At 63.2% G+C, this 12,842-nt stretch carries 12 protein-coding genes and 2 pseudogenes; 8 read left to right on the top strand and 6 right to left on the bottom strand.

Features of this window, described 5'->3' with window-relative positions:
• The first annotated feature begins 33 nt into the window (after positions 1-33).
• Both BRA1253DRAFT_RS38125 and BRA1253DRAFT_RS38120 read left to right on the top strand, forming a co-directional pair.
• Positions 34-351 carry a response regulator transcription factor gene (locus BRA1253DRAFT_RS38125; protein ID WP_035994724.1) on the top strand — a complete coding sequence of 106 codons (318 nt, stop codon included), beginning with the start codon at positions 34-36 and terminating at the stop codon, positions 349-351.
• A gap of 915 nt (positions 352-1,266) precedes the next feature.
• Positions 1,267-3,132, top strand: coding sequence for an alkaline phosphatase family protein (locus BRA1253DRAFT_RS38120; protein WP_007603117.1), 1,866 nt, complete (start codon positions 1,267-1,269; stop codon positions 3,130-3,132).
• Between the two features lie 39 nt (positions 3,133-3,171).
• Here BRA1253DRAFT_RS38120 and BRA1253DRAFT_RS38115 read toward each other — a convergent pair whose 3' ends face one another.
• Positions 3,172-3,744 carry a hypothetical protein gene (locus tag BRA1253DRAFT_RS38115; protein ID WP_007603116.1) on the bottom strand — a complete coding sequence of 191 codons (573 nt, stop codon included), beginning with the start codon at positions 3,742-3,744 and terminating at the stop codon, positions 3,172-3,174.
• A 392-nt stretch (positions 3,745-4,136) separates the two neighbouring features.
• On the opposite strand from BRA1253DRAFT_RS38115, the gene BRA1253DRAFT_RS38110 reads away from it, so the two are divergent.
• On the top strand, positions 4,137-4,796 hold the full coding sequence (locus BRA1253DRAFT_RS38110) for a peroxiredoxin (RefSeq protein ID WP_007603114.1): 660 nt from the start codon (positions 4,137-4,139) through the stop codon (positions 4,794-4,796).
• 56 nt (positions 4,797-4,852) lie between these two features.
• Here the strand turns inward: BRA1253DRAFT_RS38110 and BRA1253DRAFT_RS38105 are convergent, their stop codons facing one another.
• The gene (locus BRA1253DRAFT_RS38105) at positions 4,853-6,583 is read right to left on the bottom strand and encodes a methyl-accepting chemotaxis protein (protein WP_007603113.1); all 1,731 of its coding nucleotides are present in this window, start codon (positions 6,581-6,583) and stop codon (positions 4,853-4,855) included.
• Between the two features lie 77 nt (positions 6,584-6,660).
• Between BRA1253DRAFT_RS38105 and BRA1253DRAFT_RS46400 the strand changes: the two are divergent.
• The 3 genes and pseudogenes from BRA1253DRAFT_RS46400 to BRA1253DRAFT_RS38095 all read left to right on the top strand — a co-directional run.
• Positions 6,661-6,852: pseudogene (locus tag BRA1253DRAFT_RS46400) on the top strand (deoxyribodipyrimidine photo-lyase); the annotation flags it as partial.
• 7 nt (positions 6,853-6,859) lie between these two features.
• Positions 6,860-7,463 (top strand): annotated as a pseudogene (locus BRA1253DRAFT_RS42510) (FAD-binding domain-containing protein); the annotation flags it as partial.
• 66 nt (positions 7,464-7,529) lie between these two features.
• Positions 7,530-7,856 (top strand): hypothetical protein, encoded by a 327-nt coding sequence (locus BRA1253DRAFT_RS38095; protein ID WP_035994721.1) that lies wholly within the window; start codon positions 7,530-7,532, stop codon positions 7,854-7,856.
• A gap of 56 nt (positions 7,857-7,912) precedes the next feature.
• Here the strand turns inward: BRA1253DRAFT_RS38095 and BRA1253DRAFT_RS38090 are convergent, their stop codons facing one another.
• From BRA1253DRAFT_RS38090 to BRA1253DRAFT_RS38080, 3 genes are all read right to left on the bottom strand, one after another.
• Positions 7,913-8,656, bottom strand: a complete 744-nt coding sequence (locus tag BRA1253DRAFT_RS38090) for a hypothetical protein (RefSeq protein WP_007603111.1) — start codon at positions 8,654-8,656, stop codon at positions 7,913-7,915.
• A gap of 98 nt (positions 8,657-8,754) precedes the next feature.
• Entirely contained in the window at positions 8,755-9,627 is an 873-nt protein-coding gene (locus BRA1253DRAFT_RS38085) for a DMT family transporter (RefSeq protein ID WP_007603110.1), read from the bottom strand.
• 102 nt (positions 9,628-9,729) lie between these two features.
• The gene (locus tag BRA1253DRAFT_RS38080) at positions 9,730-10,176 is read right to left on the bottom strand and encodes a hypothetical protein (RefSeq protein ID WP_007603109.1); all 447 of its coding nucleotides are present in this window, start codon (positions 10,174-10,176) and stop codon (positions 9,730-9,732) included.
• Positions 10,177-10,465: 289 nt separating this feature from the next.
• On the opposite strand from BRA1253DRAFT_RS38080, the gene BRA1253DRAFT_RS38075 reads away from it, so the two are divergent.
• Together BRA1253DRAFT_RS38075 and BRA1253DRAFT_RS38070 are read left to right on the top strand one after the other, a co-directional pair.
• Positions 10,466-10,729, top strand: coding sequence for a hypothetical protein (locus BRA1253DRAFT_RS38075; RefSeq protein WP_007603106.1), 264 nt, complete (start codon positions 10,466-10,468; stop codon positions 10,727-10,729).
• A 205-nt stretch (positions 10,730-10,934) separates the two neighbouring features.
• Positions 10,935-12,281: an IS5 family transposase gene (locus BRA1253DRAFT_RS38070; RefSeq protein ID WP_007603108.1), complete on the top strand. Its 1,347-nt coding sequence runs from the start codon at positions 10,935-10,937 to the stop codon at positions 12,279-12,281.
• 7 nt (positions 12,282-12,288) lie between these two features.
• Here BRA1253DRAFT_RS38070 and BRA1253DRAFT_RS38065 read toward each other — a convergent pair whose 3' ends face one another.
• Positions 12,289-12,750, bottom strand: coding sequence for a host attachment protein (locus tag BRA1253DRAFT_RS38065; protein WP_007603102.1), 462 nt, complete (start codon positions 12,748-12,750; stop codon positions 12,289-12,291).
• Positions 12,751-12,842 lie beyond the last annotated feature (92 nt).

The following is a 12,842-nucleotide window of genomic DNA, read 5'->3' as shown; positions in this document are numbered from 1 at the left end:
TTCGCGTCGACCAGAGGCCACGGAGGAGCAGTCATGAGTCCGGATTCGAAACATCCGATCACACCAACGCCACGCGAGCGGGACCTGATGATGCTGATCGCACGCGGAATGCAGAACAAGAACATTGCGTACGAGCTCAAAATCTCGGAGAACACGGTGCGGGCGCATATCGGCAACATCATGCGCAAATACCGCCTCCAGAACCGGACCCAGATCGCGATCATCTTTGCCCTGCAGGCGGCGCCGCCATCGCTTCGCCGCAACCTGGCCAATGGCGGCCGCAATTCCACGGCGGCAGCGCCGGCTAAGGCGGTCGCGCAGAATACGCCGGTGCCGACCGCGCCGGATTGACCGCTCCGGCCACAATCTCTTGCGTCGTCTCAGACGAAACACCCAAATCCGGGGTCAACGGACCGGCGACAAAATATTTCTCTTTATTAGAATTCGGATTTTTGTTAGGAATTTTCTCACTCCGACCCAAGGAAGAGGGGCGTATCGCGATCGTCACGAACGCGGGCCGGACGGCGGTGGACGTGGGCCACATCGGCGCGAACGGCTTCGCAGGGCGGGCAACCGTGAGTGAAGGCTTCGCGCACACGACCGGTGTGATCGGCGTACGGCGAAATCGTGTGGTCCTGGCGCCCGGGGTCTGTGCGCCAAGCGTTGCGGTGATGTGGGGTGCCCAACCGGGCACACGGATCAGCCATCCGCAAGGCGACGGGGGCAATAGTGCATCGCTCCCCGGGGAGAGCGCGACATAAGCCGTAAAACCACTGCGCAGGGAAGGCCGGATGTTTTGGCTTCACCTGTATGCCGCTGTGCATTGTTCTTACGACAATCTCGCACAGTGGACCGCGGGTGCCAGCCGGCACCCGGTCTTCCCTGCGCCCTCTTTCAATCGAGGGTGAGGCGACGAAGCAAAGCTCGGGCGAATGCGCCGCGAGGATGCGAAGGTGCGTCTGCGATCGAAAATGTGAATGGAAGCGTGACGCTGCCACCCAAAGACTCCGTCATTGCGAGCGCAGCGAAGCAATCCAGACTGCCGCCGCGGAAAGATTCTGGATTGCTTCGCTGCGCTCGCAATGACGGTGCTGAAGCAGTTGCCTGCCGACACCGCGATCTCGTGCCCCGGACGCCGCGCAGAGCGGGGCCCCTCCCCTTCTTTGCATGCCGCTCCGCTCTTGTAACAAAACCGTCATGCAGCGAAACTAAACGAAGCCGGGGGCCGCGGTTGGCGGCCAAGCCGCCTCGCAGGGAGAGATTTTGATGCGCCGTTCACTGGTGTTGCTGTCAGCCGGACTGACAGTGTTGTCCGCCGGACTCTCGACCGGATCTGCCTCCGCCGAGAACAACACGCCCCGTAACCTGATCCTGTTCATTCCGGACGGCCTGCGGGCGCTGAAGGTCACACCCGAGACCGCCCCCGCAATGGCCGAAATCCGCGACAAGGGCGTCAATTTCAAGAATTCGCACTCGCTGTTCCCGACCTTCACCATGGCCAACGGCTCGGCGATGTCGACCGGCCATTATCTCGGCGACACCGGCGTGTTCTCCAACACGATCTGGACCAACTACACCTCGGTGCCCGCCGGCGACACCGTCGTCCCCTTCATCGAGAATGACGCCGTGCTCGGCGACATCGACGAGCATTTCAAGGGCGATTATCTCAACGAGGACACGATCCTGAAATTGGCTCGGGACAAAGGCTACAGCACGGCCGCGCTCGGCAAGCACGGCCCGACCTATCAGTTCGACCACACCGACAAGCCCGAAAAGACCGGCCTGCATTCGGTCGTGTTCGACGATGCCACCGGCGGCAAAAATGGCGTGGCGCTGTCAGACGAGGTCAAGGCCGCTCTCACCAAGGCCGGCCTGCCCCTCGCAACGCCGCCGCGCGGCGACAACTCCAAGGCGGGCGATGCCAAGACGCCCGGCACCACGGTGGCCAACGTCGCGCAGCAGGCCTATTTCGCCGACGTCGCGGCCAAGGTCGTGCTGCCGATGTTCAAGGCCCGCAACAAGCCGTTCGTGCTGGTGTTCTGGTCGCGCGACCCCGACGGCAGTCAGCACAACACCGGCGACAGCCTCAACCAGATCATGCCCGGCATCAACGGGCCGACCTCGATGGCCGGCATCAAGAATGCCGACAACAACCTCGCCCAGCTCCGCAAGGCGCTGGACGAGCTCGGCCTTGCAGCAAACACCAACATCATGGTCCAGGCTGACCATGGCTTCTCGACCATCTCCAAGGAAAGCAAGACCAGCCCCTCGGCCAAGCTCAGCTATGACGACACGCCGAAGGACTTTTTGCCGATGGGCTTTCTGGCGCTCGACCTCGCCAAGGCGCTCGAACTGCCGCTGTTCGATCCCAACGACAAGAACGCCAAAGTCGAGGGCAACAAGCATCCCAAGGCCGGCAACGGCGTGCTCGGCAAGGATCCGGAAAAGCCCGATCTCGTCGTCGCCACCAATGGCGGCTCCGACCTGATCTATTTGCCGAACAAGGACAAGAAGCTGGCGGCCAGGACCATCAAGACGCTGCTTGAGCAGGATTACGTCTCCGGCCTGTTTGTCGACGACTCGCTCGGCCGCTTCCCCGGCACCCTGCCGCTGTCGAGCATCAACCTGCGCGGCAAGGCGGCGACGCCGACGCCGGCGATCGTCGTCAACTTCCGCTCCTATGCCAGCGATTGCGGCGAGGCGCCGACCAACTGCTCGGTGCAGGTCGCCGACACCGTGCTGCGCCAGGGCCAGGGCATGCATGGCAGCTTCAGCCGCGGCGACACCATGAACTTCATGGCCGCCATTGGCCCGGACTTCAAAGCCGGCTATGTCAGCGAGATCCCGGTGAGCAATGCCGACGTCGGCATGACGGCCGCCCAGCTCCTCGGCCTGCGCAGTTCGCAGAACGGCGGCCTCGTCGGCCGCGTGATGTCGGAGGCCCTGCCCAACGGCATCATGCCGAAGGCGTACAAAGGGGGCGAGAAGTCGAAGAAGTCCGAGAACGGCCTGCAGACCGTGCTGAACTTCCAGCGCGTCGGCAGCCAGCGCTATTTCGACACTGCCGGCTTCCCGGGCCGCACGCTCGGGCTGGAGCCGGATACCGGCAAACAAAAAACGGCGGGGAAATAACCCCGCCGCTCAAATGCGTCCTCGTGAGAGGCGCAGAATTTACATGCCGATGTCGAACACGTTCGGCAATTGGCCCGCCAGAGGCAGCGCGGTGGCGCCCAGGAAGGTCGCCACCATCGCCATCAGGCGACGGTTGTTGTGGCGCTTGCCGCGCATCTGGCCGGCGATCCACTCCAGCATTTCGCTGTTGACCTTGGAGGCATAGGACGGCGCCCAGCCCTCGATATCGGACTCGGCCGACAGCGCGACGCTGCGCGGCGGTACCTTCAGGCCGGAGGCGCTGGCGGCATAATGGGCCACCGCCTTGGCCAGCAGGTCGTCGAACCGGCCGCCATCGGTACGCTCGGTCGCAGCTTCGTTGATCTCGAACAGCACTTCGGCCTCAGTGCGGCTGATCGGCTGGTCGTTGACGGCCGTGGCGGTCAGGATGCGGGCGCACCAGGCGGTGTCATCGGCATCGAGCGAGCGGGAGAAATGCACCCTTCCCTTGGTGGTCGGACCTTCGCCCGTGATCACGCCGTCGCGCACGATGGTCAGTGCATGGGCCGAGGTATCGCGGCAGGACGGTTCGAGGGACGGCGACTCAATAGACTTATGCGCAGCGGCAGACATAGTTCACTTCCAGATTTCTTCTGATCGGCCAGCATTTTCATGCCGGCGTAAAGGGGTGGTTAATGATTCGGTACGGGGGTCGCGACTTTTTGAGATGGTTGCCAATTGGTCGCTGTCAGGACCATTTCGGTTCTGGGAAGCGACGGGCGAGCGTGATGGAAGTCATAAAAGGCTTTCTCGGGGCAATCGCGCCCGTATAGCCCCGGTGGAGATGTTTCGCCGCAGGCGCGGCTGTAACAAAAAGGTGCTAGGAAATCAGGCCTTCAAAGAAGGAATTCACATTTTACTTGAAGCAGTTCAGTTAGCGTTCACTTGGGATCGTGGAGCCCCTATAATGGTCACCACGGTCCAAGATGAATTCGCAAGTAAATTCAATAACATGAGGTAGAACCATGACACTTCCGATCGGCGCCACCGCCCCCGACTTCGAAGCCGAGACCACCGAAGGGAAGATCAAGTTCCACGACTGGATCGGCAATAGCTGGGCGCTGCTGTTCTCGCACCCCAAGGACTTCACGCCGGTTTGCACGACCGAGCTCGGCGCGCTCGCCAAGCTGAAGCCGGAATTCGACAAGCGCGGCGTCAAGCTGATGGGCCTCTCGGTTGATCCGGTCGACCGCCACGCCAAATGGTCGGAGGACATCAAGGAGACGCAAGGCGCGGCCCCGAACTATCCGATGATCGGCGACACCGATTACAACGTCTCCAAGCTGTACGGCATGCTCCCGGCCGCGATCTCGGGCGATCCCCTCACCCGCACCGCCGCAGACAACCAGACCGTCCGCAACGTCTTCATCATCGGGCCGGACAAGAAGATCAAGCTGGTGCTGGTCTATCCGATGACGACGGGCCGGAACTTCCAGGAGATCCTCCGCGTCATCGACTCGCTCCAGCTCACCGCCAAGCACCGCGTCGCGACCCCGGCCGACTGGTCGCAGGGTGACGACGTCATCATCGCGGGCTCGGTCTCCAATGACGAGGCCAAGACGATCTACCCGCAGGGCTGGAAGGAGCCGAAGCCCTACATCCGGATCGTGCCGCAGCCGAAATAACGGAACTGTCATTCCGGGCGATGCGTCAGCGCCGCCCGGGATGACGATGTTAGCTCTTACGCCGCGCGTACGCGTTCGAGGAAGCCCTCGACCTCGGCCTTCAGATGCAGGCTCTCGCCCGACAACGCCTGGGCGGAGGCAAACATCCGGCTGGACGTCTCACCCGTCTCGTTCGCACCCTCGGCGGCCTGACGGACGTTGACGGCGACATCGGCCGTGCCCGATACCGCCGCGCGAACGCTGGCGACGATGTTTTGGGTCGCGCTCTTCTGCTGCTCGACCGCAGCCGAGATCGACCCCGCGATGCCGCTGATGCGCTCGATGGTCTGGCTGATCGCCTTGATGGCGACAACCGATTCCTCCGTCGCAAGCTGCATGCTGGCGATCTGGTTCGAGATCTCGTCGGTCGCCTTGGCGGTCTGGCCGGCCAGCGTCTTGACCTCCTGGGCCACCACCGCAAAACCGCGGCCGGCATCGCCCGCGCGCGCGGCCTCGATGGTCGCGTTCAGCGCCAGGAGATTGGTCTGCTCGGCGATCGAGGTGATCAGCTTGACGACATCGCCGATGCGCGCGCCCGCCTCGGAGAGCTGCGCGATGCGCTGATCGGTCGCCTCGGCCTGCCGCACCGCCTCAGCGGAAATGACATTCGATTCCTGCACCCGCCGGGTGATTTCGGAGATCGATTGAGACAGCTCGTCCGAGGCCGACGCCGCCGAACGCACGTGCTCGGAGGCGTTTTCGGAAGCTCCGGCCGACCGCGCGGACAGATCGGCGGTGGAGCGCGCGGTGTCGGTGAGCTGCCGCGCCGCGCGCTCGAATTCGCCTGACGATGTCAGCACCTTGTCGAGAATGCCGCCGACACCGCCACGGAACTCCTCGACGAAATTGCGCAGGTCGGATTTGCGCTGATCGGCGGCTGCAGCCGAAGCCGCCGCCTGCTCGCTGCGCATCCGCGCCCGCTCCTGCGAATTGCTCCTGAACACCGCGACCGTGCGGGCGATCTCGCCGATCTCGTCGGCGCGATCCTCGCAATCGATCTCGACGTCGCTTTTCCCTTCGGCGAGCGCGGTCAGCGAGCGCGTCACCGAGGTGAGCGGCTTGGTGACACGGCGGACGACCAGCAAGGTCAGGACCAGCACCAGCAGCGCGGCGAGCCCGGCGGCGGCCGCCATGCTTTCGATGGTGTGGGCTAGCATGCTCTCGAATTGGGCCATCGGGATGCCGACATAGAGGATGCCGGCGACCTTGCCGCTGGCGTCGGCGATCGGGAAATAGGCGGTCATGAAGGTCTTGCCGAACAAGGTGGCCGGGCCCTTGTAGGCCTCGCCACGACGCAGCAGCGCCTGCGCCGGGTGATCGGCGGCAAGCTGGGTCCCGACGGCGCGGTCGCCATTTTCCTTCTTCACGTTGGTCGAGCGCCGCACGAACTGCCCGCTCGCCTCGTCGAACACGAACAGTGTCGCGTTGCCGCCGACATAGGACACCGCGCGATCGACGATGGCGTGATCCCTGAAGTCCGGCATCTTGGGAATCTCGGCGCGCACGACCGCGCCATCCTTCATCGTGATCTTGGCGTCGGGAACGATTTCGGCAAAGGCCAGCGCCAGCGTGCGCAAACTCACCTCGATATCGCGCAGCGCACGATCATTGAAAGCGGAGCTGAGCGACCAATAGCCGGCGCCGACCACGAGCGCCGTATTCATGGCGATCAGCAGCACCGCGCACAGGAGCGCCTTGGTGCCAAGTTTGAATTGCGGCAGAAACTTCGCCGTTGCTCGTCCGTACATGAATGGAATGACTCCTGTAATTCCTGCATATTCGTGCAATCGGCTTACGGCCGCATTAACGCGGTTCCCATCGCGACATGCTTTCCAAATCGTTAACGAGGATACCCCTGACCACGCCCAGAACTACGCTAAGGACTACGCCAAGCGCTCTGCCCATCATCCTCTGGTTTCGCGATGACCTCCGCCTGTCCGATCACCCCGCCCTCCACGCTGCCGCCAAGGCCGCTGCGACGACCGGCGCGCCGGTGATCTGCCTCTATGTGCTCGATGACGCGGCCGGGCGAGCGCCGGGCGCCGCGGCGCGCTGGTGGCTGGAGCAGTCGCTGCAACCGCCCGGACCGGGAGGGGACCTCACATCTGTTACCGCATTTGAGGTTCGGCGAGCTCAGCCCGCGCCAGGTCTGGCACGCCGCGCGGTTTGCCGCGGCGGAAAACTCCGCGATCGGTCCCGGCGTCGACAAGTTCCTGAGCGAGCTTGGCTGGCGTGAGTTCTGCCGGCACCTGCTGCACGACCATCCCAACCTTGCCACCGAAAACCTGCAAGCAAACTTCGATGGCTTCCCATGGAAGCCCGACGCCAAGGCGCTCGCAGCCTGGCAGCGTGGCCGCACCGGCTATCCCATCGTCGACGCCGGCCTGCGCGAACTCTGGCACACTGGCGTGATGCACAACCGGGTGCGAGGTGGTCGCCTCGTTCCTGGTCAAGCACCTCCTGATCGACGTCCCGGCCAAGCTGATCCATCAGCCCTGGGCGGCCACGCCGATCGAGCTTGCGAGCGCCGGCGTCACGCTCGGCAAGAGCTATCCGCAGCCGATCGTCGATCATGCCAAGGGACGTGAGCGCGCGCTCGCCGCCTACGCAAAGATCCGCAAAGGTTGAGCGTTGCTTTGACACAATTATGAAACGCGCTATCGTCATCGCTCCATGCAAACCGTGGGGGACGATATGGACGACGACAAGCCAATGACTGAACAGGCGATGGATACGATCACCACCGCCGTGGAAGCGACCAAGGACGCCGCTGTCACTGCGGTGAAGAAGGTCAGGAAAGCCGCCAAGAAGGCTGCAAAGAAAGTAGCGCCGAAGAAGGCTTCCAAGAAGAAAGCCAAGAAGGCTGCGAAGAAAACTTCGAAAAAGGCCGCCAAGAAGACTTCGAAGAAAGCTGCAAAGAAGTCGTCGAAGAAGGCGGCCAAGAAAGCAAAGAAAACGGCAAAGAAGGCCACCAAGAAAGCTGCCAAGTCGAAAAAGAAGGCCAAGAAGGCCAAGCGCTGATCGCAAAGGCCGAGGTCTCCGGGTGTGGACGCGCCCGGAGACGGCTCCAGGATACCCTACCCTCGCCGCTTGGCTGCACGCCGGCCCGGGTGATGGACGCCTTGCGGATCTCGGAATTCGCTGCGATGACCTCGCCGGTCCTCGGCGTTGAAGCGCCGCCGCTTCTCGGGCGAGCCGAACGCCTTGATCACCTTCCTGCCGTTGACCTTCTTGATGACGTAGCCGCCCTTGGTCATCGCGAACGGCTCTTTCAGCGTTCCCTTGTGGTCGAACTTGGTGCCCGGGCGGTGCTTGAACGGTTCGAACCAGGACGGATAGACGAAGTTCGACATCTCAAAGCCGGCCACGAAGAAGGTGTCCTCTTCCACGGCGTCACAGACCTCATAGGCGTATTGGGTGTTCGGGTTTTTGTCGGCCCAGAGATTGGCCATGGGATCGAGCACCATCTCGAACAGCTCGTGCGAGGCTGCCACGCTGACCGGCTCGTCGCCCAGCGCCTTGACGAAGATCTTTGAGATCGGCTGGCGGCGATGCGTCAGCTCATGGCGGCCGAGCATGTTCTTGTGGGACGCCTTGTCAAAATAGACCAGCTGCCAGTCGCCCGGCTTCGGCTTTTCGGTGACATAGAGGTCGACCGGATAGCCCCACACCGGCAGGAAGTGCTTGTCGTAGCATTTCTGGAGCGCCGCTGTGAGCCTGGCCATCTTGCGGCCGCTGATCATCGGCTCCGCGTAGTTGAGGCAGGCAATCCGGACCGGCTTCAGCGACCTGCCAAGCAATGCGCGTCTCGCTTTCTTCATGGAAAATCACCTGTGAAAGGGGCACTGAAATGCGCCGACCTTAGCACGAACTTGCCGCGCACGTCAGGGATGTATTCCGGCGATCCGGCCCACCGGCCCTAGAAGCGTCGGTTGACCACGAACACCGCGGCCGCGCACATCATCATGCCCGCGATCGCCAGCGCATCGAGCTTTTCTCCGAACAGCAGATAAGCCATCAGCGCCGTCACGGCTGGCACCAGATAGAACAGGCTTGCAACAGACGTGGCGGCGGCGTGGCGGATCAGCCAGTACAGCAGCCCGATCGACCCGATCGAGAGCGCCACGGCGAGCCAGGCCAGCGCGAGCATGAACTCGCGCGTCCAGTGCACCACGCGGTCCTCGAACAGGAAGGCGCCGATCGCGAAGAAGATCGTGACGGACACGTACTGCACGAGATTGCCGGCCCGCCAGTCGATGTGGCTGCAGTAGCGGCGCTGATAGAGCGTGCCGAGGGTGATGCTGATCAGCGAGACCACGGAGGCGAGCCAGCCGAGCCCGGCTTCGCCGGTCATGGGACGGCCGTGCAGGATCAGCACCACGCCGCCGAGGCCAAGCACGAGCCCCGCCCATTGCACCGGCGTCACCTTCTCCCCGAGCCAGCGGTTGGCGATGGTCGAGGTCAGGATCGGCTGAAGGCCCGGAATGAGCGCGGAGAGCCCGGCCGGAATCGAGTGCGCGATCGCGATTGCGGTGCCGCCGAGATAGAAGCCATGGACGAGAATGCCCGCGACCGCGCTGTGCGCGATGCCGATACGGTCCGGCCATTTCGGTCGCGCAACGGTGGCGATGATCGCCATCAGACCGACCACGAACGCCATGCGGATCGCGAGGTAGGTCAAGGGATCGGCATTGTTGACGACGTATTTGGTGCCGATGAAGCCCGTGCTCCAAAGCAGGACGAACAGGATCGGCGCGGCACGGGCGGTCAGGGCTTCTTGATTTTGGTTCATTGCCGCCCTCATTGCCCCACCGGGGGCCAATGCGGCAATGCGAATTTCGGCCAATTCCGTTCAGACGATGCTGCGCTGCGACGGAAGCGGCTGCTCAGCCGCTCACCATTCGTCCGGACAGGGATCGATGATCTTCCAGAGCTCGACGCCGTTCTTGATCTTTTTCATATCGGTGGTGAGCCCGCCATTGCGGCGGATCCAGTCCTTCACCGTGTCGGGGTAATAGGCCATCAGGTCGGACGTCCCCTCCGCGCTGGTGACCTTGATGCCGAAGGTGAAGGCTTTGTCGTAGTAGGCCTGGTGGAAGCCGAGGCTGGCGCGCGGCGTCACGCAGATCTTGTTCATCGGCACGATGCCGAGCACCAGGGTGCAGGCCGAGTTGCAGATGCCGTCGATGATGACGCGCTCGCCCTTCTCGCGGACGCGCTTGTACTTGGCCTTGTACTCCTCGACATAGCCGCCGTGGTCGCGGGTGATGTGCAGTTCGGCGCGCGCCGGCGTGGCGGCGACGACCGAGAGCAACAGCAGGCTCAGAAGCGTGATGCGCATGGCGAGGTGACGGCGAAAGCCTTCAGGAATGGACCGGCCTATGGACCCCAAAAAGCCGGCAACAGGAGTCTTGAGCTAATTCTCTTTGGTCACACTTGTGTGGGGAATTCGTTAAGCATCTCGAAAAGGCCAAAAATGGGCAGGTCTGGACCATAGAACCGGCAATTCTGTCACACCCACCCGGGAATCTGCGGGATTGGCCCCGGTTTTCGGGCGGCAGACGGGTGCTCCGGCCGCCCGAACTGGTTATAAACGGCTGACCTATTCGTGCGGGTTCCGGAGATTCGAGATGAGCAAGTTGAAGCTTGTAGCCGCGATTGCAGCCCTGTCGGCCGCAATCCTTGCCCCCGGCCTCGCAGAGGCGCGGGGACATCACCGGTACCACCGCCACTACGCGAACCCATTGCCCTACCCGATCAGCTATCTGCACAATTACGGGCCCGGCATCACGCCAGGGACGTTCGCCTTGTACGACGGCCCGTCGACCAACCATTGCTACCAGAGCGCAGCCGCCTATGTCGGCCAGGACCGCCGCCGGCACCCCTGCTTCTGAGGAGCGCAGGCGCGTCCTCTGCGGGGGCCGCTATTTGGTCGTCCGTGAACAAGGCTCTAAGCGATTGAGCAGGAGTCAGTTTTCCGGTTGCGGCGGCATTTGAGATTGCAGGGATTGGGGGCTTGAGGCCCCCAAATCTTGCAATTGTCGTTTGTGGATTCCCTTTCGCTGCGGGCCATGATTCTGTGGTGCATCGGAGGGGCCGATGCGACCGAAGAAGCACAGGACGACGGGATCGAACGATCTGTTCCGGGCGCGGCTGGACCAGATCATCAACATGAAGCACGAGCTGGTTCAGCTCGCCGGCAAGATCGATTGGGACTGGATCGACGGCGAGGTCGCGCCGCTCTACAGCGAGAATGGCCGGCCCGGGATCGAGACCCGGTTCATGATCGGGCTGCTGTTGCTCAAGCACACTTACGGGCTGTCCGATGAGGGCGTTTGCGAGCGCTGGGTTCACGACCCGTATTTCCAGTTCTTCACCGGGCAAGAGTTCTTTCAGCATGCCTTCCCGCACGAGCGCTCGGACCTGAGCCATTGGCGCAAGCGGCTCGGCGACAAGTTGGAGCTGCTGCTGGCGGAGAGCCTGCGGGTGGCGCACGAGGCCGGCGCGTTACGCGGCCAGGACCTCAAGCGCGTCACCGTCGACACCACGGTGCAGCCGAAGGCCATCACCTTTCCGACCGATGCCAAGCTGCTCCATGCGGCTATCAAGGGGCTCAACCGCCTGGCGAGAAGGCACGCCGTCAGGCTGCGGCAATCCTATTCTCGTGTGGCCAAGACCGCCGCGATGATGGCGGGCCGCTACGCCCATGCCAAACAGTTCAGCCGGCATCAGCGGCAGTTGCGCATTCTGCGCAGCCGGCTCGGCCGCATCATCCGCGACATCCGCCGCAAGATCGAGGGCCAGCCGGCATTGGAGGAGGCATTCGCCCTCCCGCTTGGCCGGGCCGTGCAAATCCGCTCGCAGCAGCAGCGCCAACGCGGCTGGAAGCTTTATTCCTTCCATGCCCCGGAGGTGGAATGCATCGGCAAAGGCAAGGCCGCCGCGCCTTACGAGTTCGGCGTGAAGGCCTCCATCGTCACCAACAACCGCCGGGCGCCCGGTGGCCTGTTCGTACTGCACGCCAGGTCGCTGCCCGATAATCCCTACGACGGTCATACCCTGCGGGACGTCATCGACCGCACCGAGGCGCTCACTGGCTGTCCGATCGAGCGGGCCTATGTCGACAAGGGATATCGCGGCCACGACACGCAAAATCCCCGTCGCGTCTTCATTTCGGGCCAGAAGCGCGGCGTGTTCGGCGCCATCAAGCGCGAGCTCCGGCGCCGCTCCGCCATCGAGCCCATCATCGGACATCTGAAGGCCGAAGGTCACCTTGGCCGCTGCTATCTCAAAGGCCGCGCCGGCGACGCCGCCAACGTCGTGCTCTCAGCAGTCGGCCACAACTTCCGCCGTATCCTCGCCTGGCTCAGAGAACTCTTGTGCCTCTTCCTGATCCAGCTATCGCATACGCTTGCCTGTCCGCTCCCGCTCAATTCGGCTTCTTAACGGACGACTATTTGGCGGCGCCCGACAGCAGCAATTGCTTCTCGATCTCGTAGACCGGCAGTTTGACGAGGTCCTTGCCGACCTCGCCCTGGAGAGCCTTGCGCACCACGTCCGAATAATCGGCGCGGATCATCCCAAGCGCACGCGGCGAGGCCACCAGGGTCAAGGCCGAGGTCTCGCCTGAGCTAACGGCGGCATCGAGCCGTCCGGCCAGGCCGCGCAGGAAGGCGCGCTCGGCCTCGTCGTGCCAATCAGTCTGCTCTACCGAGCTGCGCGCGCTGCCGGCCGCGCCATGGAGCCTGCCCGGCGCGTCGGTCCCTTGCGCACCGGTCGAGGGATTGGGCTGTTCGTGCACCTCCCTGGTGTGGAGGTTCGGAAACATCTCGTCGCCGAGGTTTTCCAGAATGAGCGCCTTGCGCCCGTCGCACACGACCAGCCAGTCACCCTTGTCGATTCTCATTTTGTCCATTGCACAGCTCCAAAGCGACCTCGCGAGCCGGCTCTTCGAAATGCTCGAAAGGCTGGCCACGACGCCAAGCTTAGGGGCGAAGCTGCACAGTT

It is taken from the genome of Bradyrhizobium sp. WSM1253 (assembly GCF_000244935.1).
Taxonomy (GTDB): domain Bacteria; phylum Pseudomonadota; class Alphaproteobacteria; order Rhizobiales; family Xanthobacteraceae; genus Bradyrhizobium; species Bradyrhizobium canariense.
This window is presented reverse-complemented; position numbering and strand designations above follow the sequence as displayed.